The sequence below is a fragment of the Streptomyces sp. NPDC016677 genome, assembly GCF_055562815.1.
In genome coordinates this window covers 404995-428915 of record NZ_JBVHEO010000004.1, presented here as the reverse complement: position 1 = coordinate 428915, position 23921 = coordinate 404995, and the positions used below count along the sequence as shown (strand labels likewise).

The window sequence follows — 23921 nt, the reverse complement described above, 5'->3', positions numbered from 1 at the left end:
TCTCTGTTCACCTCGTGTTGCCCGTGTACCTCACCGAGAAGGACGCCCCACGCGGTCCCGAAGTTCCTGGAATGATCCGTTCTGTGCAAAAAGATGTGGATCAGTGGAGCACGGGCACCGCCGGTGCCCGGTCCGGGAGGAAGAGGTGGCTCCGTCCGGCCAGGTACTCGGCCTTGTAACGGGGTACCTGCTGGTGCCAGTTGAGGATGCCCGCCATCCAGTTCTGCAGGTCGGTCACATAGCCGCGCATGATCTGGCGCGCTTCCTCGGAGAGCTGGAAGTCGTCGTAGACGATGGGCAGTTCGTGTGCGACGACGTGCTCGAACTGGCGCATGCGCTGGGTCATCAGGTCGTGGACGACGTGGAGCGCGGTCGGGTAGTCGATGCCGAAGAAGTTCTGCACGACCAGGATGGCGTTGTGCAGCTCGCCCTCGTACTCGATCTCCTTCTGGTACGAGAAGATGTCGTTGAGCAGGCAGGCGTAGTCCATCGCCGCGTTCTCCAGGGAGCGGACCGGGCCGCTGCGGTAGACCTCCGGCGGTACGGCGGGCCCGTGGCCGACCCGGCACAGGCCGAGTGTGAGGTCGGAGCCGAAGGTGTCGCGCCGCATCTCCAGGTAGTCCACCGGGTCGGGGACGCGGTGGTGGATCTGGTTGGTCAGCTCCCACACCCAGGCGGCGGTCATCTTGTCGATGGCCTCCCTGAGGGGGCGCCGCTGCTGCGGGGTCATGCCGGCCGTGGTGCGGGCCCACAGGTCGATCAGCGAGCGCTCCATGGCGTTGGCGGGCGGCGGGACCGGTTCGCCGTCCAGCGGCATGCACGCCGACAGACGGGCCGTGGTCAGCCGGGCGGCGGCCAGGTCGCGGCGGTGCCCGTAGACCAGTGGGTAGTAGTCGTCGCCGTAGGTGCCGAACGCCAGCCAGCCGGAGGCCAGGTCGAGCTGGTCCTGGGTGGCGTCCGGGTCGAGGCCCGCGGCGCACAGGGGCAGGTCGCAGCTCAGCAGCTTGTCCTCGTCCCACACGCCCTCGCTGAGCATGCCCATCCGCAGCGTCCATTCGGACAGATGGCGCCGGGAGCCGTCCAGGGCGGGGCTGAGCGTGAGCGGGAAGGGCATGTAGATGTCGGGGATGCGGGACGGGCCGACCCGCTGGAACGGCACGTGCGTGTGGGGCCGCAGGCGCTCGGCTCCGGCAGAGGCGAGCAGGGCTGCGATGTCGGCGGCGGAGGTGCCGGGGCCGGTCGGGGACTGCCAGGGGGCGGTGGTGGCCCGGGCGTTCTCGTTCATGTAGCGGCTGGAGCGCATGTGCCACTCGTGGCCGCCGGACTGCCAGTCCTGGAGTCCCTTGGTGTAGGCGGCGACGGCGGCGGCCTCGGGCGGGGTGAGGCCCTGCTCCAGGGCAACCGCCGGGACCTCCGTGAACGCGGTGTGCTCGAACTGGTGCAGCCGGGAGGTGAGGACGTCGTTGACGATGTCGGCGGCCTCCTGGGTGGTGCAGCCGAAGAAGGTCTCCAGGACCAGGACGCCGTTGCTCAGCTCTCCCTCGTCCTCGACCTCGCGCTGGTAGGAGAAGAGGTCGTTGCGCAGGTGGACGCCGTCGGAGAAGGTCTCCATCAGCACCCGGAGCGGCCTGGTCCCGGCGACCGCGGGTGGCACCTCGGCGGTGGCGTACTCCACCAGTCCGGCCGACCAGGGGGCGCCGCCCACCTTGCGGCGCATCTCGATGTACTCGACGGGGTTGGCGATCCGCCCCTCGTTGATGTTGGACAGCTCCCACAGCGACTCGTTCAGCAGGTGCTCGGTGGCGACGGCGAAGCGGCGGCGCCAGTCGGCCGACATCGCCGGCACCGTGCGCCGCCACAGGTCGATGAGGCCGGCCTCGACCGGGTTCTCCGGCTCGGGGACCTCGGCGGCGAGGTCGAGCGGCATGAACAGCGGGAGCCGGTCCAGGTGGGCCTTGCCGGCGACGCGGTCCTGGGTGCGCTTGTACTTCTCCAGGAAGTGGTCGTCGAAGAAGAACACCCACACGTACCAGTCGGTGATCAGGGAGAGGGCCGGTCCGTCACAGTCGGGATGCGTGTAGGCGCAGAGCAGGCCGTAGTCATGGGCTTCCAGGTCGGCCTGGTCCCAGACTCCGGAGCCTTCCAGCATGCCCATGTCGCGCGCCCACCGCGTCGAGTGGGCGCGCGCCTCGTCGACGTGGCGGTTCAGCCGTGCGGGATGCGGCAGGTAGAAGTGCGGGAGTTCGAAGGGCTGCTGCGTCATGGCCGGGCCCTACCCACGGCCTTTCGGGGGCATCCTCGGGGTGGTACATGATCACACCATCGCGTGAATCACGGCGGATCACGGAACTCCGGCCGCTCCCTGTCCAGTAGTGAGCGTCGACACCTGGATCAGCGCATGCGTCCCGCTCGTGCGCCACCGTTGCCCCTCCGCGGCGACGAGCGCGGCCTCCGTGGCGGGGGCCAGGCCGGTGATCACGTCGGACTTCAGGGTGCGCAACGCGGCCACCGGGCCGGGGAAGTACCCGGTGACGTCGGCGAACGGCGTGGTCGGCGGCCACCGCCGGTCGCCGACCAGCCGCCGGTAGTTCAGGTCGCCCTTGAACACGGTGAGCGTCGCGGCGGCGAACTCGGCGCGCAGGTCGTCGGGCATGTCGGAGTAGGGCAGCGGGGCGCAGGAGAAGGGGTGGGCGCGGACGGTGAGGCGGCCGTCGGTCAGCGCGTCCCACAGCCGGCGGCCGTACCCGGCGGCGGCCCCCCGCGCGCCGGTCAGCCGCCGTACCGCGTCCAGCACATCGGCGGGCGTGGCGTCGGAGACGTAGTACGGGTACGGCTTCACGTGGAGTACCGCGCGCGTGACGTGGCCGTGGGCGAGGAGGTGGTCGATGAGGAGCAGGTCGGGAACGAGTTCGCGGCCGGCGTTGTCGGCGACCAGGCACAAGGTGCCCGGGCCGCCCGTTCTTGAGGCACCGCTCGCTCCGGAGGCGGAGGGCGGCAGCAGTGCCCACAGGTGCGCGCTGTCGTCGGCGACCAGGGGTGGGGCGTCGGCGCCGGCCCCGGTCGCCGGGGCGGAGAGGCGGAAGCCCAGGTCGGCTCGGTTGCCCCAGAGGGAGCCGTGCAGCAGGGCGTCCGCCCGCCGTTGCGCCGGGAGCCCGGTGAGGGCGTCGAGCGCGGCGAGTTCCTCGTCCGTCTCCGGGGCGCCGAGTTCGGCGAGCTTGACCGGGCGGAAGGGGTCGACGCCGCGCCAGGGACCGGGGCCGAACCAGCCGGTCGCGTCGAGGAGACGGCGGTAGAAGTAGCTCTCGGACCACAGCCACGGCACCTGGAACCAGGAGCGGCCGGTGTACGCGCTCAGCCCCCAGGCCGCCCACCGGCCGTGGTCGTCGGCGTCGCTGCCGGCGTCCGGGGGTTCGATGCCGCCGCGCAGGCAGTTCTCCAGCAGGGCGTCGAGCGCGCGGCGGCGGTCGGGGCCGTAGGGGAGGTTCTCCCGCACCTGCCGGATGATCGCGGGGTGCCGCTCGGCCAGCACGGAGTGCGGGAAGGAGCCGGGTTCGTCGGCGAGCAGCACGGGCGGCGGGGCGGACTGCGGGCCGGACGGCGAAGGCGACGGCGAAGGCGTGTCGGGCATGCGGCTCACCGTAGCGCGGCGGTCACAGGGGGCTCGGCTCCCGCTCCAGGCGTACCGCGAGGCGGGCGTAATGGGGGCGGCGGGCCACCGGCACCAGCCCCCGGATCAGCAGGCGCCACATCTCGGCGACCCGGCGGGGCTGGCGGGCGACGGGCTCCAGGGTGCGGCCCACGACGCGGGTTCCGACGAAGGAGCAGACGAAACTGTGGGCGACGGCGTCGACATCGATGTCCGGGTGGAGGTCGGACTCCTCGACCGCGCCGACCAGCCGGGTGGAGGCCAGCTCCAGCCACTCGGTGAAGGGGTGCCGCAGGGGCGGGCGTACCGGCACGCCCGCGGTGGCGAGCCGCAGTCCGGCCCGCAGCACCGGGCCCTCGACGGAGAGCCGGGTGACGCCGAAGGTCAGCCGCATCAGGGCCTCCAGGGAGGAGTAGCCCCGGCCGTCCATCTCCCGGGCCATTCGGCGCGAGGTCCTGGACTGTAACTCCATGATGGCCTGGGCGAGGTCGTCCTTGGCCGCGAAGTGGAAGTACAGCGCGCCTTTGGTCACGCGCGCGTGCTGGACGATGTCGCTCAGGCTGGTCGACTCGTACCCCTGACGGTCGAACAGGTCGGCGGCGGCCGCGATGATCGTCGCGCGGGTCTGCTCGGCGCGTAACTGCCTCGCCATCGGTGGAACACTCCTGGGCTGGAACCGTACGGGCCATGCCGTGTGTTCTGACCCGCAGCAGACAATAACTCACCCTGCCACCAGCCCGTTTGACGAGGTCGCGGGCCGGCCGGCGCCCCGGGGGCGGACCCCGGCGCGGCCGACCGGCCCGCACGCGCGCGTGCCGCGTGACCGTGCTCGGACAGGAGGGTCAGTTGACGAAGACCGTCCCGCCGCCGGACGTCGTCACCGGGGCGTAGTCGGCCGTGAAGTAGCCGTTGGCGAAGCAGAGCGCCGAGCCGGAGACCTTGGTGAAGTGCTGGTCGCTGAAGTGGATGCCGTTGTCGTCGTTGTTCGCGGTGCCGGACAGGGAGGGTGCCTCGTAGACGCAGTTGATGGTGCCCAGCAGGGTGCGCAGGGCGACCGTGGCCCGGATGGTGGACCCGCTCGGCGGGGTCACGGTGAGGGCGCCGCCGGAGGCGACGGTGGCGGTGTAGGGCAGGTTGCCGAGGCTGATCTGGTTGACGCCGAGCACACCGGTGACGTTGGTGGTGCAGCTGGCGGCGTTGAAGGTGTGGGCGGTGACCGACTCGGTGGCCGTGCCGGGGGCGGTCGGGTTGCCGGTGACGGTGGCGGCGAACTGCGAGGACGTGCAGGAGAGGCCGGTTGTACCGGTGGCGCTGGAGTAGAAGGTGGCGTTGGTGCCGCTCGCCAGCGGGGCGGTGAGGGTCTCCCCCACCGCGACGGCCGCACCGCCGACGGAGCCGGTGGTGAGCACGGAGGACGCGGCCGCGCCGGTGGTGTCGGCGGCGACGGCGGTGAAGGCCGTGGGAACGGACAGCGCGGCGACGGCCGCGGTGAGGGCCAGGAGGGTGCGCGTACGCATGCGGGTACCTCTTCTCCGGATCGGGGGAACGTCGTGACCTGGGTGGGGAGGTGCGGTGGTGCGTCGTGCGGTGCAGCGTCGTGCGGTGTGCTGCGGTCGTACGTGGTGCGTCGTGCGGTCGTGCGTCGTGCGGTCATGCGCGGTGCGGTCGTGCGTCGTGCGGTCATGCGCGGTGCGGTCGTGCGTCGTGCGGTCATGCGCGGTGCGGCGTACGGGGGTGCGTCGTACGTCGTACGTTCGTACGTCGTACTGGGACCGTCCGCGAGAGCACGTGCCGGAGAGCGCGCCGGTGCGTGTGCCGGTGCGCGGGGGGGGGTGGAGCGGGGTGCGGGGTGGAGCGGGTGCCGAGCACGTGCCGGGGCGCGTGGTGCGGGACGGCGGGACGCGCGTGGAGCGTCCCGCCGCCGTCATCGGTCCGTGACGCCTTCTCCGTACGTGACGGACCGAGAGGCGGGCGACCGCGCCGCGCCACGGGGGCGGGGCGGGCCGCTCGTGCGGGAGCAGCCGCGGCGCGGCGGGGCGTGGGGCGGTGCCTCGCGATGAGCCGGGCTGTCCGGGAGCGCGGACGGGTACCGCGGGAACGGATCCGGCGCCACGGATCCGGGAAACAGGGGAAGTTCTAGAACCGACGAGTAGCCAACGTCAATACGCCGCGCACGAGTTGACGTCCACGACGGCGGTTTGGCCGGAACCGGTGGAGGCCGGCGGCGCCGGCGGGCACACAACCCCCACTCTTTACCCACAACGTGCTTGACCGCCGGACGTAACCACCGGTAACTTCCCCATCGGTTACTGGTGCGTAACCCGAAAATCCGCGCGACCGCCGGGAGTTGGGCGGAGGATCTCGCACCAACCGCTGTCCGCGCCAGGACAACGTGCCGTCTCAGCCCGATCCGCATCGACTATGCCTCTGGAGCAGACATGGCCCCGTCCTCGGAAGCCCCCCCGACCGCCGACCAGACCCCCGACAGTCCGGGCCCGAGACGCGGCCGGGTCCGGCTGCGCCGGGCCGCGGTGATGGCGGTGCCGGCCGCCGCGGTCACCGCCACGCTGGCCGTTCTCACCGCCCAGGGCGCGCTGGGGGTGCAGTTCGCCATCTCCGGCATGCCCTTCACCGTGACCGCCACGGAGCTGGACGGCACCGGTTTCGCCCAGTTCGGGGGCCTCGACCACATGGCCGAGAACAGCCCGAACGCCGGGGACACCGGCGGCGACGTACTGGTCGTCACCTCCGTGATCAAGGACGCGAAGCTCACCAAGCTGTGCCAGAGCGTCGACCTCGGCGGTACCAACCTGCTGATCACGGCGGGCGACAGCGGCACCCGGGTGTCCGCGAGCGACCTGACCACCGACTCCACGTTCCTGTCGGGCGACGCCTCGTTCAACAACATCGAGATCGGCAACGACGCCAGCACCCTGGACAAGGCCGGACCCAAGGGACGCGGTCCGATCGGCGTGTTCAGCCAGCAGGCCGACACCGTGCACATCGACAAACTGCGCCAGACCAACTATGCCACCACCGCGGCCGTGTTCAAGCTGCCCGGCCTGAAGCTGCGGTTCAGCGAGTCGGGCTGCTGATGACGGAGGACCGGCGTACGGGAGCACGGGCAGCCTTCCGCCGCTGGCGGTCCCGGCGTCCCTTCTGGGGCGGGCTGCTGCTCCTGCTGGGCGGGGCGGAGGTGTGGTTCACCATGAAGGCGTCGCTGAAGGTGGTGCTGCACATCGGCCCGCAGGGCGTGGCGGGCTATCTGCTCCCGACGGTGATGCTGCTGTGCGGTCTGCTGCTCCTCGTCAATCCGGCCCAGCGCCTCTTCTACTCGATCATCGGCGTCCTGGTCTCCCTGGGCACGTGGCTCACCTCGAACCTCGGCGGGTTCGTCATCGGGCTGCTGCTCGGAGTCGTCGGGAGCTGTCTCGCCTTCGGCTGGCTGCCCGACCAGGAACCGCGCCGCCGGCGACGCCGGAAGCGGGCGGCCAGCCGGTCCGAGGCCGTTCCGCACCCCTTCGAGCGGGGGGCGGGCGAGACGGCCTGAGCCGGTCCGAGCCGGTCCGCGGCGACGGGATCCCGAGGCGTTCGTCGCCTACGGGATCCCGCGCCGTTCGGGCTGACGCGGTCTGTTCGGACCTCGTCGGCCGACGACCGGACGGCGACCGAATGGTCACGATGCGGTAGTGACAAGCCCCAGCGGATCGTTGGTCACTTGACTACCGGTGGTCACACGCGATTGGCTCCGGCCAGCGAGACACACCCAGTTGGCGCACAGGTCGTCCCACGACGGTGGCCCCTCGCCCTGTTCCTCCTGCTCGGCCGCTCAGCGAGGTGCCGCACCCTCATGAACACTTCTCCCCCGCCGTTCGCTCCGTCCGCGCGGGCGCGTCTCGCCGCCCTGACGGCCGCGGTCTGCCTGCTCGCGGCGGGCTGCTCCGGCACCGGTGCGGACGACGAGGCCACCTCGCACAGCGCCGGGACGGGCAGCGGCCGGACGAGGATCGCCCTGATCACCCACGGCGACGAGGGCGACGCCTTCTGGGACCTGGTGCGCAAGGGCGCCGAGGCGGCCGCGGCCAAGGACGGCATCGACCTGACGTACGCCGGCGACGCCGACACGGCGGGCCAGGCCGAACTGGTCCGGGACGCGATCGGCGACCGGGTCGACGGCATCGCCGTGACCCTGGCCAAGCCGGGGGCGATGAAGGACCCGGTCACCGAGGCGAGGAAGGCCGGTATACCCGTCGTCGGGCTCAACTCCGGCATGGACGCCTGGCGTTCCGCGGGCGTGCTGTCGTACTTCGGGCAGGACGAGGGCGTGGCCGGCCGTTCCGTCGGCGACAGGCTCGACGCCCTCAAGGCCGAGCACACCCTGTGCGTCATCCACGAACGGGGCAACGTCGCGCTGGAGGCCCGCTGCGCCGGGGTGAAGAAGACCTTCGGCGGCCTGACGGAGATGCTCTATGTCGAGGGCACGGACATGGCGGCGGTACGGGACGCCGTCGCCGCCCGGCTGCGGCAGGACACCCGCATCGACGAGGTCGTCATGAACGGCGCGCGGTACGCGCTGGCCGCCGTCAAGTCGGTGCGCGACGCGGGCAGCAGCGCCAAGGTCTCCACCTTCGACCTCGACAAGGACCTGGTCGCCGCCGTCAAGCGTGGGGACGTGCAGTTCGCGGTCGACCAGCAGCCCTACCTCCAGGGCTATCTCGCGGTGGACGCGCTCTGGCTGTACCGCACCAACGGCAACGTCAGCGGCGGGGGCAGCGAACCGGTGCTCACCGGGCCCGCGTTCGTGACCAAGGCCAACGCGGACGCCGTCGGGCGTTTCGCCGCGAACGGCACCCGGTGAACCGCCCTGTGGACCGGCACAGGGACCGCCCTGTGGACCGCCCTGTGGACCGGCATGTGAACCACCCCGTGGTCCACCCCGCGAACCGGCACCGGCACCCCCTGCCCCCCGCGTCCGCTCCCCGACGCCGCCCGCTGTCCCCGATCGCCTAGGACGACGATGTCTGCACGGACAGGTGCCCCGCGCCGCTTCGGCCGCTTCGGCCGCCTCGGTTCCATACGTCTCTCCCTCATCCTCCTGGCGCTCGTCCCGAGCGTCACCCTGGCCGTGATGTGGGGCGTGACGACGAACCGGATGCTCTCCGAGGGTCTGGAGCTGCGGTCGCAGACCCGGCTGAGCCAGGCCACCGGAGCGATGGGCACCGAGGCCGCCCTGGCCCTCCAGCGCGAGCGCGGCGTCTCGGCGGCCTGGCTGGCCACGCCCGGCGGCTCCCGGGCGGAACTGGAGGCGCGGCGCGAGGAGACGGACGCCGCGGTGGCCGAGCTGGTCGGAGAGACCGACGCCATCCGGCAGGCGTCCGGCCGTGTCTCGGAGCGGCTGTACGCGGTGCTCGGCTCGCTGGGCAGCCTGGAGTACTACCGCGACCAGGTCGACGACCCTACCGACATCACCCCCGAGCAGGCGCTCGACCAGTACTCCTCGATCGTCGACGAGCAGATACACGCCTTCCAGGAGCTGTCCCAGGTCGACGACGGCGACCTCACCTCGCAGGCCGGCCCGCTGGTCGCGCTGGAGCACGCGGCGGAACTGACCTCCCAGGAGGACGCCCTGCTCACCCTGGCCTGGCCCTCCGGGCAGCTCGACGAGGCGGAGTGGGCGGCGTTCTCCCAGGCGGTGCACACCCGTCGCTGGCTGGTCCGGGACCAGATCGTGTCCTCGCTGCGCGGCTCGGCGAAGACGCAGGTCGAGGCCATCCTGGCCGGCGACGCGTGGAAGACCGTGGAGGCGGTCGAGGACGAGGTCCTCGCGGCCCGTTCCGCCGACGGCGAGGACACGATCCGGCTGCCGGACGCGCGCGAGCGGTGGACCGCAGCCTTCGACGAGGTCTCCCTGCGGTACGCGGCGCTGATCCAGGGGCAGACGACAGGACTGCTCGACCGCAGCGCCGAGGAGGCGCGCGGGCTGCTGTTCACGGCGGGCTGGCTGAGCGCGGGCGGGCTGCTCGCCCTGCTGCTGTGCGTGGTGGTCTCCTGGCGGATCACCCGCTCGCTGTCCCGGCGGCTCACCGGCCTGCGGCGGGCCACCCTGAGCCTGGCCGAGGAGCGGCTGCCCGACGTGGTGGCCCGGCTGGAGCGCGGCGAGACGGTCGACGTGGAGTCGGCGACCCCGCCGCTGGACTACGGGCGGGACGAACTCGGCCAGGTCGCCCAGGCGTTCAACGCCGCACAGCGCACCGCCGTGCACACCGCCGTGGAACTCGCCGACACCCGGCGCGGCTTCCAGAAGGTGATCCTCGGCATCGCCCGGCAGAGCCAGAACCTGGTCAACATGCAGCTCGGCAAGCTCGACGCGCTGGAGCGCCGGCACACCGACCCCGAGGTCCTCAAGGGACTCTACGAACTCGACTCGGTGGCCAGTCAGTTGCGCCGCTACGAGGAGAATCTCGTCATCATCAGCGGTGAGCAGCCGCGGCGCAGCTGGCGGGAGCCGGTCGCGCTGATCGACATCCTGCGCGGCGCGGTCGGCGAGGTCGCCGAGTACCAGCGGGTGGAGGTGTCCACCGAGTACACCGAGGGGAGCGACGAGGAGGTGTACCTGGCGCCGCCCGCGGTCGCCGACGTGATCCATCTGCTGGCCGAGCTGATCGACAACGCCACCGCCTACTCGCCGGCGCCCGCTCCGGTCGGGGTGCGGGCGTCGATGGTGGCCAAGGGGCTGGCCGTCGAGATCGAGGACCGGGGGCTGGGGCTGTCCGAGGAGGACTACGCCTCGTTCAACGAGCAGCTGTCGGTGGAGCCGCAGTTCGACGTGGTGGCCCTCGCCGGCGACCTGCGGCTCGGCATGTTCGTCGTCGCCCGGCTCGCCCACCGGCACGGCATCACGGTCACCCTGCGCCCGTCGCCGTACGGCGGCACGACGGCGATCGTGCTGGTGCCGCACGAGATAGTCGTGCGGGAACTGCCCGCTACCCCCACCGGCCCCGCCACCCCCACTGACCCCTCCGGCCCCACCATCCCCACTGACCCCTCCGGTCCCACCACCCCCGCCGCCCCTGCCGGCCCGGCCACCCCCTCCAGCCCCGCCCGGTCCGCCCCGTCCGCCACGTCCGCCACGTCCGCCCCTCCCGCCGACACCGCGACACCCCCGGCGCCCTCGCCCTCGCCCACCCCCGGAGCCACCCCGGCCCCCGCCACCCCCCGCCCCGCGAACGGCTCCCCCGCCCCCCTGCCCCGCCGCGTCCCGCAGACGAGTCTCGCCGCCGAGCTGCGCGAGGAACCGCCCCGCGCCCCCGGCGGGACCGCCACCGCGCCCGAGGACCGCGACAGCTACCCCGACTTCACCGCCGAGCGTGCCGCCGCCTCCCTCGCCGGCTTCCAGCGCGGCACGCTCCAGGCACGTGACGAGGAGCCCGAGGAGCGGGACGGCCGCTTCCCGGACTCCGCCCGCCGCCCGCTCACGAAGGACACGCCATGACACGCCCCACGCCCGCCACCCACACCCAGCTGGACCAGTTGCTCACCGGACTCGTGGAGCGGGTCGCCGACGTGAACCAGGCCGTCGTGCTCTCCGAGGACGGTCTGGTCGTCAGCAAGTCCACCGGGTTCCCGCGCGACGACGCGGAACGGCTCGCGGCGACCGCCTCGGGCCTGATGAGCCTGAGCAAGGGCGTCAGCATGGACTTCCGGGGCGGCCCGGTCCGCCAGGCGCTGATCGAGATGGCCAACAGCTACCTGATCCTCACCTCCGCCGGTCCCGGCGCCCACCTCGTGGTGCTCACCGGTCCGCACGCGGACGTCGGAGTGGTGGCGTACCAGATGAACATGCTGGTGAAGAAGATCGGCGAGCACCTCAGCGCGGCCCCCCGGTCCGGCACCGCCGTCGGCGAGTGACATGAGGGAAGGCGACGCGGAGGGCCGGCTCGTCCGGCCGTTCGCCCTGACCGGCGGGCGCACCCGGCCCAGCCGCGCCGACTTCACCCTCATCACGACGGTGACCGCGGTGCACCCGCCGCCCGAGCGGGCGGCGCGGGGCCAGCCGGAGCACGCCCGCATCCTGCGGCTGTGCGCCGAGCCCGTCGCCGTGGCGGAGCTGGCGGCCCTGCTCGACCTGCCGGTGAGCGTGGTGGTCATCCTGCTCTGCGATCTGCTGGAGGACGGCCGGATCACCGCGCGGGCGCCGCACGCGGTGTCGCACACCACCGCCGACCTGGACCTGCTACGGAAAGTGAGGGAAGGCCTTGGCCGGCTCTGACCACCCCGTGGAGACGGCGCCCGCCGCCCCCGACGCCGTGAAGATCCTCATCGCCGGCGGCTTCGGCGTCGGCAAGACCACCATGGTCGGGTCGGTCAGCGAGATCGCCCCGCTGCGCACCGAGGAACCGCTCACCATGACGGGCCTCGGCGTCGACGACCTCGTCGGCATCGAGGAGAAACGGTCCACCACGGTGGCGCTGGACTTCGGCCGGATCACCGTCGGCGACGACCTCGTGCTGTACCTGTTCGGTACGCCGGGGCAGCAGCGGTTCTGGTTCATGTGGAACGACCTGGCGATCGGGGCCCTCGGCGCGGTCGTGCTGCTGGACGTGCGCAGACCCGAGTCGAGTTTCGCCGCCATCGACTTCTTCGAGCGGCGGGGCATCCCGTTCGTCGTCGGGGTCAACGGCTTCCACGGGGAACACCCGTATCCGCCGGAGGAGATCCGCGACGCGCTGGCGCTTCCGGACCACGTCCGGGTGCTGCTGTGCGACGCGCGCGAGCGGACCTCCTCACGGGACGTACTGATCGCCCTGGTGGACGAGTTGATCGCCGCGGCGGGCGGCTGACCGGGGTCAGTCCAGGTTCACCGACGCCAGCCAGCTCTTGGCCACGTCCAGCGGGTCCTTCTTCTCCAACTGCACCTGGGCGTCGAGGTCGAGCAGCGTCTCGGTGTCCAGCGCGGCGGAGACCGCGTTCAGGGCGGCGACGCCCTCCTCGGAGAGTCCCTCCTTGTTGACCAGCGGGGTGACGTTGGCGAAGCCGAAGAAGTTGTCCGGGTCCTTCAGGACGACGAACTTCTCCTTCACGATGGTCGGGTCCGTGGTGAAGATGTCCGCGGCCTGGACGGTGTTCTTGGTCAGGGCCGCCTGGGTCAGCGGACCGCCCGCGTCCAGCGCCTTGAACGACTTGAACTTCAGCCCGTACTCCGACTCCAGGCCCTTCAGCCCCTGCTGCCGGGTCTGGAACTCGGGCGAGCCGCCGATCACCAGCTCCGGCGCGATGTCCTTCAGGTCGGCGAGCGTCGAGTCCGAGGTGAGCTTGTACTTCTTCGCCGTCGCGGCGTTGACGCTCACCGAGTCCTTGTCCTCGGCAGGCGAGGGGTCGAGCAGCGTCAGGCTCTTGTCGAGCGCGGCCTTGGCCGCCGTGTTCACCGCCTCGGCGGAGGTCTGTTCGGCGTCGGCGTCGAGATAGGCGAGCAGTGAGCCGTTGTACTCGGGCAGGACGGTGACGGAACCGTTCTTCATCAGCCCGTACGTCGTCTCGCGGCTGCCGATGTTGTGCTTGTAGGAGACCTCGATGCCCTTGGCCTTGAGCGCCTCGCCGTAGATGTCGGCGAGCAGGGTGCTCTCGGCGAAGTTGTTCGAGCCGACGACGACCGTGCCGGCCTCCGCCTTCTCCCCGTCCAGGGGGTTGTCACCGCCGTCGTCGCCGGAGGAACAGCCCACGAGCAGCGCCGCCGCGGCCGTGAGTGCGACGGCCGCCGCACCGGTGTGCCTCGTCCTGGACCTGCTGCTTCGTGCCGTAGAAGTCATTCACCGATCCCATCCCGCCGCTTCTCGGTCAGTCAAGAGCGACCTGGTTACGGTTTCCTGACACTCCGGGAGCCGGACATCACCCCGGCCAGGAGCCCGGCGGTGGCCTCGGGCACCTCCACCGGGAAGTGGTGGCTGCCCAGGTCGACGAGGACGATGTCGAGGCGGTCGCCGTAGCGCTCGACCGCCTCCGGCGCGGCGAGGTCGCGGACCGCGAACACGGTGACCGGCTGCCGGGTGTGGCGCAGCGCCGCGTCCATGTCCCAGCGCACCAGTCCCTCGATGGCACGCACGCCGGCGGGCTGCCGTACGGCGGCCATCTTCGTGAAGTAGGCCTCCTTGAGGGCCGGGTCGAACCCGGCCGGGGAGCCCGCCTCGACCAGACCGCGCACCGCGCCCGCGAAGTCGTCGCGGAACAGCCGTACCGTCGCCTCGGTCTGCTCCTCGCTCTGCGCCGGGAACAGGGACAGGTAGACCAGCGAGTCGAGGGCGACCACGTGCGTCACCGTGCCGGGGAGCAGCCGGCCCGTCTCCACGGCGACCGCTCCGCCGAGGGAGTGTCCGGCCACGACGGCCGTGTCCACCGCCTCGGCCTCCAGAACCGCCGCCACGTCGTGGGCGAACTCCGTCATGGTCCACACGTCCCGCGTCGACCGCGAGGCGCCGTGCTCGGCGAGGTCGACCGCGAGGACGCGCAGGTGCGCGGGCAGCTGGGCGGTCACCGCGTCGAAGTCCGCACGGCTGCACCCCCAGCCGTGGACGAGGACGAGGACCGGGCCGTCGGCCGGGCCGCTCGCCGTGTAGTGGATCGTCGTGTGGTCCGATCGCCGTACCTGGAGGTGCCGCGTGGTGCGTGCGTACGTGGTCATGGTGACTCCTGTGGGTGTCGCCGGGGTGGGCGGGTGCGCGGGGACTGCCGGACCGCGGGCGGGTCAGGCGGCCCGGCGCCGCGTCCGGAGCCGGTGGACGTGCAGGAGGAGGGCGGCGAGGACGACCAGCACGATCGCCGACGCGTAGATCTCGGTCGCGGTGCGCAGGCCCAGCGCGGTGACGGCGATGCCGCCGAGCACGGCGGGCACGCTGTTGCCGAGGTAGTTGATGATGTTGGCGGAGGCGAAGACCGCGCTGCGCTCGTGCGGTTCGGCGATCCGGGCGAAGGTGCCGATCGTGGCCAGCGCCGAGGCGCCGACCCCGACGCCCGCGACGACCGTGCCGGCGGCGGCGAGCCCGACGAGGTCCGACATGGTGCCGACCAGCGCGGCCAGGACGCCGACGCCGAGCAGGGCGGACGACGGGGCCAGCAGCGCGGCGGCGGACCGGGACCGCAGTACGGCGACCGCGAGCGCCCCGGTGCCGGTCAGCAGGGTCACGACGACGCCGCCGGCCAGACGGCTGTGCAGGCCCAGCAGTTGGGCGGCGACGGACGGGCCGAGGGAGAGGAACAGCCCGGCCAGGGCCCAGCCGGCGATCATCACCGGCACCACCGGGACGATGTCCGCACGCAGGTGCGCGGGCAGCGCGGCCCGGGGGCGCAGGGAGGCGACGGCGCCGGGCCGGCGCGGTGAGGTCTCCGGCAGGACGGCGGTGATCAGCGCCGCCACCGCCATGACGCCGAGCAGTACGGCGTAGACGAGCCGGGTCGGGGCGGGGCCGAACTGGACCAGGGCGCCGGAGCCGAGGGCGCCGAGGGCGAGCCCGGCCAGCGGCGCGACCGAGGTGACGACGCCGGCGCGTCCCCGGGCGTGCGGCGGTTCGAGGTCGACGAGGGCGGCGCTCAGGGTGGTGCTCGCCGCCCCGGTGGCGACGCCCTGGAGGACCCGGGCGGCGGCCAGGACGTACACGTTCCCGGCGGTGAGGAACAGGACGAGCGCGACCGCCTCCAGCGCGATCGACGCGGCGAGCACCGGCCGGCGGCCGACGTGGTCCGAGAGCGCGCCGACGACGAGCAGCGAGCCCAGCAGACCGGCCACGTACAGGGCGAAGACGACGGTCAGCACCCAGGCCGCGAAGTGCCATTGCCCCTGGTAGACGGAGTAGAGCGGGGACGGCACGGCGGACGCGGCGAGGAAGGCGACGAAGACGGCGGCCACGGCGGGGAAGGCGCCCCCGCGTGCCACGCGGCGCCTGCCCGGGCCGGACCGCGGCGCGGACGGAGCGGATACAGCGGTGTTGACGGACATGAAAGCCTCGCAACGATCTGTGCGTTAGTGGCCGCACGCTAACACAAACGCATCGATCGCTGCATTATTATCGCAATGATCATTGCGTAATGCTCGCAGTGACCATGACGCGGCCGAGTCGCGCGACTCGGCCGAGGTCGCGCGACTCGGCCGGCCGGGCAGGCCCTGGCGCAGCGATCAGTGCGATACTGGTCCGGTGTCCACCACCGCTTCCCCCGCCCCGCAGTCCGGGAGCAGGCCAGGAGGCCGTTCCGCCCGGGTCCGCGCGGCCGTCCACCGGGCCGTCAAGGAACTGGTCGCCGACGACTCCGCCGAGCCCCCGACGATCCCGGTCGTCGCCGCCCGCGCCGGAGTACACGCCACCACGGTCTACCGCCGCTGGGGCACCGTCGGGGACCTGCTCTCCGACGTCATGACCAGCCGCTTCTCCGGCGACATCGTGGTACCGGACACCGGCGGCCTCCGCGGCGACCTGGAGCGCTACGCGTCCGACCTGGCCAAGGACCTCGGCGACCCGGACACCCTCGCCCTGGTCCGCGCCACCATCGGCACCGGCGGCGAGCAGGGCGCCGCCGCCTGCTCCGCGGACCGCCGGCGCCAGCTCGAAGCGATCCTGGAACGGGAAGAGGCCCGGGGCGGCACCGCCCCGAGCCTCGAACACACCACGGACGCCATCCTCGCGCCCCTCTACTACCGTGCCGTCTTCACCGGCCTGCCGCTCACCACCGAGTGGGCCCACACCCTCGTCGCCCGCCTGCTGCCGGACGGGGCGGCGGCCCCCTCGGCGGTCTCAGCGCCTGCGGACCCCCGGTGACACCGCCAGCCGGCCGGCCGCCCAGAACAGGGCCAGCGTGACCAGGGCCAGGACGGCCACCAGCGTGGCGCCGCCCACCACCTTCTCGTAGTCGCGCTGGTAGAGCCCGTCGACGATGTACCGGCCGAGCCCGCCCAGACTGACGTACGCGGCGATGGTGGCCGTCGAGACGATCTGGATGGCCGCCGAGCGCAGTCCGCTGAGGATCAGCGGCAGGGCGACCGGCAGTTCGACCTGGAGCAGGACGCGGGACTCGCGCATGCCCATGCCGCGGGCGGCGTCCACGGGGGCGGGGTCCACGGAGCGGACCGCCTCGTAGGTGGTGACCAGGATCGGCGGGACGGCGAGGACGACCAGCGGGATCATCACCGGCAGCAGGCCGAAGCCCATCATGATGACGATCAGCACCAGCAGGCCGAAGCTGGGCAGCGCGCGGGCGGCGGTGGCGACGAGGGCGAGCGCGTTGCCGCCGCGCCCGGTGTGCCCGGTGACCAGGCCGACCGGCAGGCCGATCAGGGCGGCGACGCCGAGGGCCAGCAGCGAGTACTGGACGTGTTCCAGCAGGCGCTGCGGGATGCCGTCGTAGCCGTGCCAGTGGGCGCTGTCGCTGAAGAAGGCGTCGACGAAGTTCAGGACGTTCACTCGGCCACCACCGCCGGGCGACGGGTGCGGGAGCCGCGCGGCATCCACGGCGTCAGCAGGGCGCGCAGCCCGACCAGGGCCGCGTCGCAGGCGATCGCCAGGAGCGCCGTGGTGATGACGGAGTTGGCGGCCAGTTCGGGCCGGTCGTACTTCTGCGCGGCGGCCAGCAGGTTGCCGAGGGCGCCCTGGTTGCCGATGAGGGCGCCGACGCTGACCAGCGAGATGCTGGAGACGACCGCGACCCTCAGGCCCGCCACGATCGCGGGCACGGCGATCGGCAACTGCACCTGCGCGTACCGCCGTACGGGCCCGAAGCCCATCGCCGTCGCGGCGGCCAGGGTCTCCTGCGGGACCGAGCGGACGCCGTCGACGATGGCCGGGACGAGGACGACCAGGCTGTAGACGGCCAGCGGGATCATCACGGTCAGCTCGGTCTGGCCGGTGTAGTCGATGAGGACGACGAAGAAGGCCAGGGACGGGACCGCGTAGAGGACCGTCGTCACGCCGAGCACCGGCGGGTACAGCCAGCGGAAGCGGACGCAGAGCTGGGCCAGCGGCAGGGCGAGGACCAGCCCCGCCAGGACCGGCAGCAGAGCCTCGCGCAGATGCAGGCCGATCAGTCCGGGCCAGGTGTTCTGGAGGTCGCTGGGGATGTCGAAGAAGCCGTTCACGACACGGCCCCGGCGGCAGCGGCGGTGTGTTCCGCGTGCGCGGCGCGGATCGCGTCGCCGATGACCGTCTGCGAGACGACGCCGGTGACCTTGCCGTCGGCGTCCACGGCGACGGCCCAGCCGGTCGGTGACAGCACCGCGCAGTCGAGGGCGGCCCGCAGCGAGTCGGTGCCGGGCGTGAACGGCCGCCCGTACGGCAGCAGCCGCGCCGGATCGATGTCGCCCGGGGTGAGTCCGCGCGGCTCGCTCCAGCCGAGCGGCCGTCCGTCGGCGTCGGTGACCAGCACGTACGGGGACTTCGCGGCGGCGCCGAGCCGCTTGGCGGTGGCGTCCACCGGCACCACCGGGGCGGTCGTCAGCTCCAGTTCGGCGGAGGGGAAGAAGGACAGCCGCCGCACGCCCCGGTCGGCGCCGAGGAAGTCCTCGACGAAGGCGTCGGCGGGGTCGGAGAGCAGTTCGGCCGGGGGCGCGTACTGGGCGAGGTGACCGCCCTCGCGCATCACCGCGACCATCGTGCCGAGTTTGATGGCCTCGTCGATGTCATGGGTGACGAAGACGATGGTCTTGCCCAGTTCCTCCTGGATGCGCAGGAGTTCGTCCTGGAGGCCCTTGCGGACCACCGGGTCGACGGCGGAGAACGGCTCGTCCATCAGCAGCACCGGCGGGTCGGCGGCGAGCGCCCGGGCCACACCGACGCGCTGCTGCTGGCCGCCGGAGAGCTGGTACGGGTAGCGCTTGGTGAGGGAGGAGTCGAGGCCGACCCGCTCCATCAGCTCCGCCGCCCGGTCGCGGGCCTTCTGCTTGCTCCAGCCGAGCATGCGGGGCACGGTGGCGATGTTGTCGACGATCGTCCGGTGCTGGAAGAGACCGGCGTTCTGGATGACGTACCCCATGGAGCGGCGCAGGGTGGTGACGGGCTGCCGGGTGACGTCCTCGCCGTCGAGGAGGATGGTGCCCTCGCTGGGCTCGACCATCCTGTTGATCATCCGCAGGGTCGTGGTCTTGCCGCAGCCCGAGGGCCCGACGAGGACCGTGATCGAGCGGTCGGGTATCTCCAGTGACAGCCGGTCCACCGCCACCGTGCCGTCCGGATACCGCTTGGTGACTGATTCCATCCGTATCAAAGCGCCGAATACCCTTCGGGTGGGGCGGACATTCCGGGAAGTGCCGGCCAGAGGTCGTACGGGCAGTTGCTGCCGGGTGAGTCTAGACGCGGCCGCCTCGCTCACCTGCCCCGGCTTGCGGACCGTTACGCCGCTCTCTCGCCCGTTGCCCCGCACCGCTCCCGGCCGCCCGGCCGCCGGCCCGTCACGCCGCCGCCCGCCGGCCGGATTCCGCCACCGGCAGCCCCGGCGAGCGCAGCACCCGGCGCTCCGCGTCCACCGCGAACACCTCGCAGCCCGGCCGTGCCGCGGCCCAGGTGACGCCCTCGCGGCCCAGGGCGAAGGCGGCGGTGGCGACCGGGTCGGCCTCGGTGAGGGTCGGGGCCACCACCGTCAGGCTGAGCAGGCCGGTCGCCGGTGCCCCGGTACGCCCGTCGAGGATGTGGTCGCCGCGCTCGTAGCGGGCGGAGGTCGCGACCGCCGCGTCGGTGACGTCGAGCACCGCGCACAGCCGGTCGGCGTGCTCGGGGTGCCGTATCCCCACCCGCCAGGGGCCGCCGGCGGCGACCACGTCACCGCCGGCGTTGAGGCAGAAGCGGCGCGCCCCGGCCGCCGTCAGCAGCCCGGCCGCCCGCTGCACCGACCAGCCCTTCACCACCGCGCAGGGGTCGAGCCCCCGCCCCGGCAGCCGGGCGTCGAACGCGCCGCCGGTGGCCTCGCGGTACTCCTCGCACAGCGCGAGCACCTCCCGCAGGTCGTCGCTCGTGCGGAACGACTCGCCCCGGTCCAGCCGGCACACCTCGCTGTCGGCCCGGAAGGGACTGAACCGCGCGTCGGCCTCGCGCAGCCAGGCGAAGACGGCGTCGGCGGCCCGCTCGGGCACGTCCTCGTCGTCCACGCGCAGGGAGACCGGGAACCCCATGACGTGCTCGACGCGCCGCATCTCAGGCGCCGCCGGCGTCGAGGGCGGCCTGGAGGGACTCGCGGTAGCCGTCGCTGGTGACGGTGGCGCCGGAGACGGTGTCGATGTCGGCGCTCTGTGCCTGGAGGGTCTCCTCGACGAGCTGCGGCACGGCGGCCGTGGTCTGCGGGTGGTCCGGCTGCTGGAGCATGGTGACGGCGGTGATCCGCTCGCCCTCGAAGGTCACCTGGACCTGGACGGGACCCTTCTCGGTGTTCACGGTCGAACCGGCGACGGTCCGCCCGGCGGTGCCGCCCGAGGAAGACACCGTGGGCGTGGGGGCGGGAGCGGCCTCGGTGGTCGTGGTGGTGGTCGTGGTCGTCGTCTCGGTCGACGGCGCGTACCGCCACACGGGAATCAGCCCCGCCACGCTGAGGACCAGGACAGGGATGGCTCGTTTCACGGCGTGCTCTCGTCTCTCGTCTGCCGTCGTCGCCTCAGCCCGCCAGGCTGAAGCGCTCGAAATGGATCTGCGGTCCGGGCACGCCCAGTTCGCGCAGGCTGCCCAGCACGGCGTTCATCATGGGCGGCGGCCCGCACAGGAAGACGTCGCGGCCGGTGAGGTCGGGGACCAGCCGGGCCAGCTCCGCCGGGGCCAGCCGGTCGGGCACCGGACCCCCGGTCACCAGGTGCAGCTCGGCGCCCCTGGCGGCGGCGAGGTCGCTGAGTTCGTCGTACAGGACCGCGTCCCGGTCGGCGGTGACCCGGTAGACGACGACGGCGTGGCCGTCCAGCTCCTCCAGGAGCGCCCGGATCGGCGTGACGCCGACGCCGCCCGCGATGAGCACGGCGTCCGGCCGGGTGCGGTGCAGCGCGGTGAAGGCGCCGTAGGGGCCCTCGGCGAAGACCCGGGTGCCGGGCCTGAGGTGCCGTAGCGCCGCCGTCCCGTCCCCGGCCGTCTTGACGGTGAGCCGGAGGGTGCGGCCGTCGGGAGCGGCGGACAGCGAGAAGGGGTTGGCCTGCCACCAGCGGTCCCGGGTCAGGAACCGCCACAGGAAGAACTGCCCCGCCCGTGCGGGCAGCCGCTCCAGGTCCCGGCCGGCGACGTACACCGACACCACCTGGTCGTTCTCCGGCACGACGGCCGTCACCCGCAGCCGATGCCGCCAGTTCCGCCACAGCGGCAGCGCGAGCCGCCCGGCGAACACCGCGCCCAGCGCGGCACCCCACAGGGCGTACCAGTACGCCGTCCCCCACGACGAGGACGCGAAGCTGGTCCCGACGGCGACCTGGTGGGTGAAGGCGAGCACCACCGCGACGTACGTGTACAGGTGCAGGAAGTGCCAGGTCTCGTACGCCATCCGGCGCCGCGCGGCGCGGGCCGAGGCGCCGCCGGTCACCAGCAGCAGCGCGAAGGCGACCACCGCCCGCAGCACGCCCTCGACGGTCTCGGCGAGGTCGACGAGCTGGTTCAGCGGGTCCAGCGAGGACGCCTGGGCGTACCCGAAGGTGATGAGCACGACATGGGCGAGCAGCGTCCACAGCACGCCGAAGCCGGTCCAGCGGTGCCAGGAGGTCAGCCGGTCCATGCCGATCCGCCGGTCCAGCCAGGGCAGCCGGGCGACCAGCAGCAGCTGGAACGCCATGAACAGGGCGCCGTACAGCCCGGCCAGCCGGCCCAGCACGATCAGCGCGTTGGAGGCGAAGCCGCCCTGGACGAAGAGGACGGCGACGACGGCCGCGTTGGCGGCGAGCAACGCGTACAGGCCGGCACGGGCCACCACCCGGGGGCGGAGCGCCGGTGCGGGGGGCGGCTGGACGACACGGGGAGCGCGCGGGGCAGTGGTCACGCCCCCGAGCTTGACCCGCGCGCCCTGTCGTTTTCCTGTCGGACGGCTTTCGACTGGTTATCGATCCCGGTACGGCGATGACCTGGGACTCGGCTGTGCGGGCCCGGTGACGCACTATGGGCGGGTGGAAAAAGTACGACTCCTCGTCGTGGACGACGACCCGCCCATCGCCGACCTGGTCGCCACGGTCGCCCGGTACGAGGGCTGGGAGGCGGTCACCGCGGGCTCCGGCGAGGAGGCGCTGCGCACCGCCGCCGCGTTCCGTCCGGACATCGTGGTGCTCGACCTGATGCTGCCGGACCTCGACGGCTTCGGCGTCCTGGACCGGCTGCGCCGCTCGGGGACCCAGGTGCCGGTGGTCTTCCTCACCGCCCGCGACCAGGTCGCCGACCGGGTGGCGGGGCTGACCCGGGGCGGTGACGACTACCTGGTCAAGCCGTTCGCGGTGGAGGAGCTGATGGCCCGGCTGCGGACCGTGCTGCGGCGCAGCGCCGGACCCGGCTTCCAGCGTTCCGTGCTGAGCGTGGCCGACCTGACGATGGACGAGGACACCCGCCAGGTGCGGCGCGGCGAGACCCTGCTGTCCCTCACCCCCACCGAGTACGAGGTGCTGCGCTATCTGATGCGCAAGTCGCCGACCGTGCTGACCAAGGCGCAGATCCTGGACCACGTGTGGGAGTACGGCTTCGGCGGCCGGTCCAACGTCGTCGAGCTGGTCGTCAGCCGGCTGCGCCGCAAGCTCGACGAGGCGGGCGACGGCGGTCCGCTGATCCACACGGTGCGCGGCTTCGGATACGCGCTGCGCCGGGCGGCCCCGTGATACGGCCGGTCCGGCTGGTACGGCGGCTGTGGCGGGCCTACCGCGGCTCGCGGCTCGGCACCCGTCTCGCCCTCGGCCTGGGCGCGCTGTCGCTGCTGGCGTTCGCCGTGGTCGGCACGGCGCTGACCGCGTACATGCGGGACTACCTGGAGGCGCGGCTCGTCGACCAGATGAAGCTGGCGCAGGTGGTGCAGAGCAAGGACGCGGCCGAGCACGGCACGGTCCAGCGCAAGCCGTACTACGGCTGGTACACGGCCGTCTACGACGTCTCCGGCTCCTCGGCCGGCCTGCGCAAGCCCGCCGACGTGCCCTCGGACCCGGGTGCGCTGACCGCGCTGGCCGAGGAGATGGCCGACGCGGACGAGGACATCACGCGCACCGTCCGGATCGACGGGCGGGGCCCGTACCTGTTGCGGGCCTGCGAGGTGGAGCCCGGGGTGGTGCTGGTCAGCGCCGCGCCGCTGGGCGACGTCGAGAACACCATGGACCATCTGATCGCCGTACAGGTCGTCGCCTTCGGTCTGGCGCTGCTGGCGCTGGTGGTGTTCGGGCGGCGGATGCTGCGGCGCGGGCTGCAGCCGCTGAGCGACATGGCGCACACCGCGCACGGCATCGCCTCGCACGACCTGACCGAGTCGGCGGCCCGGCTGCCGCTGCGGGACCCCGGACGGGACGGCGGGCGCGAGGTGGCGGAGCTGCGCACCGCGTTCAACGCGATGCTGGAGCACATCGACGACTCCCTCGCGGTACGCGCGGAGGCGGAGCGGCGGCTGCGCCGGTTCGTCGCCGACGCCTCGCACGAACTGCGCACCCCGCTGATGTCGGTACGGGGCTACGCCGACCTCTTCCAGTACGCGGCGGCCAACGAACCCGGCGAACGGGAGAAGCACCTGGCCCGGCTGCGCGCCGAGGCGGCCCGGATGGGCGTGCTCCTGGACGACCTGCTGCTCCTCGCCCGCCTGGACGCGGCGGAGGTGGAGACCCCGCTGCGGATGGCCGACACGGACCTGACCGACCTGGCCCGCCAGGCCGCCGACGCGTTCCGCGCCTCGCACCCGGGGCGTGAGCTGACGGTGACGGCGCCCGCGGAGCCGGTACGGCTGCGCCTCGACCCGCAGCGCGTCCGCCAGGTCCTGGACAACCTGCTCACCAACGCGGCCGTGCACACCCCGCCCGGCACGGAGGTGACCCTGCGCGTCACGCACGACGCGCGGGCGGCCCGGGTCGAGGTGGCCGACGCGGGACCGGGCATCCCGCCCGCCGACCGGGCCCGGGTCTTCGACCGCTTCTACCGCGTCGACAAGGCCCGCACCCGCGACCGCGGCGGCAGCGGGCTGGGCCTGGCGGTGGTGCGGTCGCTGGTCCTCGCCCACGGCGGCACGGTGGAGCTGGACAGCGGGCCGGGGGCGACGGTGTTCAGCGTGACCCTGCCGCCGGGCGGCGCGGTCGCCGATGACCTTCCGTGACCCGATCGACGGACAGCGCGGG

23 protein-coding genes are annotated in these 23921 nt (G+C 72.8%); 10 read left to right on the top strand and 13 right to left on the bottom strand.

Annotated features, from left to right (window positions below):
- Nucleotides 1–100 precede the first annotated feature (100 nt).
- From cyc2 to ACZ3IG_RS15325, 4 genes are all read right to left on the bottom strand, one after another.
- Nucleotides 101–2263 (bottom strand): germacradienol/geosmin synthase Cyc2, encoded by a 2163-nt coding sequence (gene cyc2, locus ACZ3IG_RS15340; RefSeq protein ID WP_467432237.1) that lies wholly within the window; start codon nt 2261–2263, stop codon nt 101–103.
- Nucleotides 2264–2341: 78 nt separating this feature from the next.
- Nucleotides 2342–3628 (bottom strand): damage-control phosphatase ARMT1 family protein, encoded by a 1287-nt coding sequence (locus ACZ3IG_RS15335; protein WP_467432235.1) that lies wholly within the window; start codon nt 3626–3628, stop codon nt 2342–2344.
- Between the two features lie 22 nt (nt 3629–3650).
- On the bottom strand, nt 3651–4298 hold the full coding sequence (locus ACZ3IG_RS15330) for a ScbR family autoregulator-binding transcription factor (protein WP_467432234.1): 648 nt from the start codon (nt 4296–4298) through the stop codon (nt 3651–3653).
- A gap of 190 nt (nt 4299–4488) precedes the next feature.
- Entirely contained in the window at nt 4489–5163 is a 675-nt protein-coding gene (locus ACZ3IG_RS15325) for a Tat pathway signal sequence domain protein (protein WP_467432233.1), read from the bottom strand.
- Nucleotides 5164–6084: 921 nt separating this feature from the next.
- Here ACZ3IG_RS15325 and ACZ3IG_RS15320 point away from each other — a divergent pair.
- The 7 genes from ACZ3IG_RS15320 to ACZ3IG_RS15290 all read left to right on the top strand — a co-directional run bounded on the left by ACZ3IG_RS15320 (nt 6085) and on the right by ACZ3IG_RS15290 (nt 12486).
- A complete protein-coding gene (locus ACZ3IG_RS15320; protein ID WP_467432231.1) occupies nt 6085–6741 on the top strand; it encodes a DUF6230 family protein in 657 nt (218 codons plus the stop codon).
- Nucleotides 6741–7196, top strand: a complete 456-nt coding sequence (locus tag ACZ3IG_RS15315; protein WP_467432229.1) for a DUF6114 domain-containing protein — start codon at nt 6741–6743, stop codon at nt 7194–7196. Before ACZ3IG_RS15320 ends, ACZ3IG_RS15315 begins: the two co-directional genes overlap by 1 nt.
- A gap of 300 nt (nt 7197–7496) precedes the next feature.
- Complete coding sequence (locus tag ACZ3IG_RS15310) at nt 7497–8504, top strand: substrate-binding domain-containing protein (RefSeq protein ID WP_467432227.1); 1008 nt, start codon at nt 7497–7499, stop codon at nt 8502–8504.
- A 159-nt stretch (nt 8505–8663) separates the two neighbouring features.
- Entirely contained in the window at nt 8664–11138 is a 2475-nt protein-coding gene (locus ACZ3IG_RS15305; protein ID WP_467432226.1) for a sensor histidine kinase, read from the top strand.
- Nucleotides 11135–11554, top strand: coding sequence for a roadblock/LC7 domain-containing protein (locus ACZ3IG_RS15300; RefSeq protein ID WP_467432223.1), 420 nt, complete (start codon nt 11135–11137; stop codon nt 11552–11554). Before ACZ3IG_RS15305 ends, ACZ3IG_RS15300 begins: the two co-directional genes overlap by 4 nt.
- Nucleotide 11555: 1 nt before the next feature.
- On the top strand, nt 11556–11915 hold the full coding sequence (locus ACZ3IG_RS15295; RefSeq protein ID WP_215171062.1) for a DUF742 domain-containing protein: 360 nt from the start codon (nt 11556–11558) through the stop codon (nt 11913–11915).
- The gene (locus ACZ3IG_RS15290) at nt 11902–12486 is read left to right on the top strand and encodes a GTP-binding protein (RefSeq protein WP_467432222.1); all 585 of its coding nucleotides are present in this window, start codon (nt 11902–11904) and stop codon (nt 12484–12486) included. Before ACZ3IG_RS15295 ends, ACZ3IG_RS15290 begins: the two co-directional genes overlap by 14 nt.
- Nucleotides 12487–12492: 6 nt before the next feature.
- On the opposite strand, the gene ACZ3IG_RS15285 is transcribed toward ACZ3IG_RS15290, so the two are convergent.
- From ACZ3IG_RS15285 to ACZ3IG_RS15275, 3 genes are all read right to left on the bottom strand, one after another.
- A complete protein-coding gene (locus ACZ3IG_RS15285; protein WP_467432221.1) occupies nt 12493–13452 on the bottom strand; it encodes an ABC transporter substrate-binding protein in 960 nt (319 codons plus the stop codon).
- 47 nt (nt 13453–13499) lie between these two features.
- Entirely contained in the window at nt 13500–14321 is an 822-nt protein-coding gene (locus ACZ3IG_RS15280) for an alpha/beta fold hydrolase (protein WP_467432218.1), read from the bottom strand.
- 63 nt (nt 14322–14384) lie between these two features.
- Nucleotides 14385–15569 carry an MFS transporter gene (locus ACZ3IG_RS15275; protein ID WP_467432217.1) on the bottom strand — a complete coding sequence of 395 codons (1185 nt, stop codon included), beginning with the start codon at nt 15567–15569 and terminating at the stop codon, nt 14385–14387.
- Nucleotides 15570–15828: 259 nt separating this feature from the next.
- Here ACZ3IG_RS15275 and ACZ3IG_RS15270 point away from each other — a divergent pair, with 259 nt between their 5' ends.
- On the top strand, nt 15829–16446 hold the full coding sequence (locus ACZ3IG_RS15270) for a TetR-like C-terminal domain-containing protein (protein ID WP_467432216.1): 618 nt from the start codon (nt 15829–15831) through the stop codon (nt 16444–16446).
- On the opposite strand, the gene ACZ3IG_RS15265 is transcribed toward ACZ3IG_RS15270, so the two are convergent.
- From ACZ3IG_RS15265 to ACZ3IG_RS15240, 6 genes are all read right to left on the bottom strand, one after another.
- The gene (locus ACZ3IG_RS15265; RefSeq protein ID WP_467432214.1) at nt 16423–17088 is read right to left on the bottom strand and encodes an ABC transporter permease; all 666 of its coding nucleotides are present in this window, start codon (nt 17086–17088) and stop codon (nt 16423–16425) included. The two genes, ACZ3IG_RS15270 and ACZ3IG_RS15265, sit on opposite strands and share 24 nt — an antisense overlap.
- Nucleotides 17085–17759 (bottom strand): ABC transporter permease, encoded by a 675-nt coding sequence (locus tag ACZ3IG_RS15260; RefSeq protein ID WP_467432211.1) that lies wholly within the window; start codon nt 17757–17759, stop codon nt 17085–17087. The genes ACZ3IG_RS15265 and ACZ3IG_RS15260 overlap by 4 nt, the downstream gene beginning before the upstream one ends.
- Nucleotides 17756–18883, bottom strand: coding sequence for an ABC transporter ATP-binding protein (locus ACZ3IG_RS15255; RefSeq protein ID WP_467432210.1), 1128 nt, complete (start codon nt 18881–18883; stop codon nt 17756–17758). Before ACZ3IG_RS15255 ends, ACZ3IG_RS15260 begins: the two co-directional genes overlap by 4 nt.
- 184 nt (nt 18884–19067) lie before the next feature.
- Nucleotides 19068–19805 (bottom strand): FAD:protein FMN transferase, encoded by a 738-nt coding sequence (locus ACZ3IG_RS15250; RefSeq protein WP_467432208.1) that lies wholly within the window; start codon nt 19803–19805, stop codon nt 19068–19070.
- Between the two features lies 1 nt (nt 19806).
- Nucleotides 19807–20226, bottom strand: coding sequence for an FMN-binding protein (locus tag ACZ3IG_RS15245; RefSeq protein WP_467432207.1), 420 nt, complete (start codon nt 20224–20226; stop codon nt 19807–19809).
- A 34-nt stretch (nt 20227–20260) separates the two neighbouring features.
- Nucleotides 20261–21544: a ferredoxin reductase family protein gene (locus ACZ3IG_RS15240; protein ID WP_467432468.1), complete on the bottom strand. Its 1284-nt coding sequence runs from the start codon at nt 21542–21544 to the stop codon at nt 20261–20263.
- A gap of 193 nt (nt 21545–21737) precedes the next feature.
- Here ACZ3IG_RS15240 and ACZ3IG_RS15235 point away from each other — a divergent pair, with 193 nt between their 5' ends.
- On the top strand, nt 21738–22433 hold the full coding sequence (locus ACZ3IG_RS15235; protein WP_467432206.1) for a response regulator transcription factor: 696 nt from the start codon (nt 21738–21740) through the stop codon (nt 22431–22433).
- A 14-nt stretch (nt 22434–22447) separates the two neighbouring features.
- Entirely contained in the window at nt 22448–23899 is a 1452-nt protein-coding gene (locus ACZ3IG_RS15230) for a sensor histidine kinase (RefSeq protein ID WP_467432466.1), read from the top strand.
- Nucleotides 23900–23921: the final 22 nt, after the last annotated feature.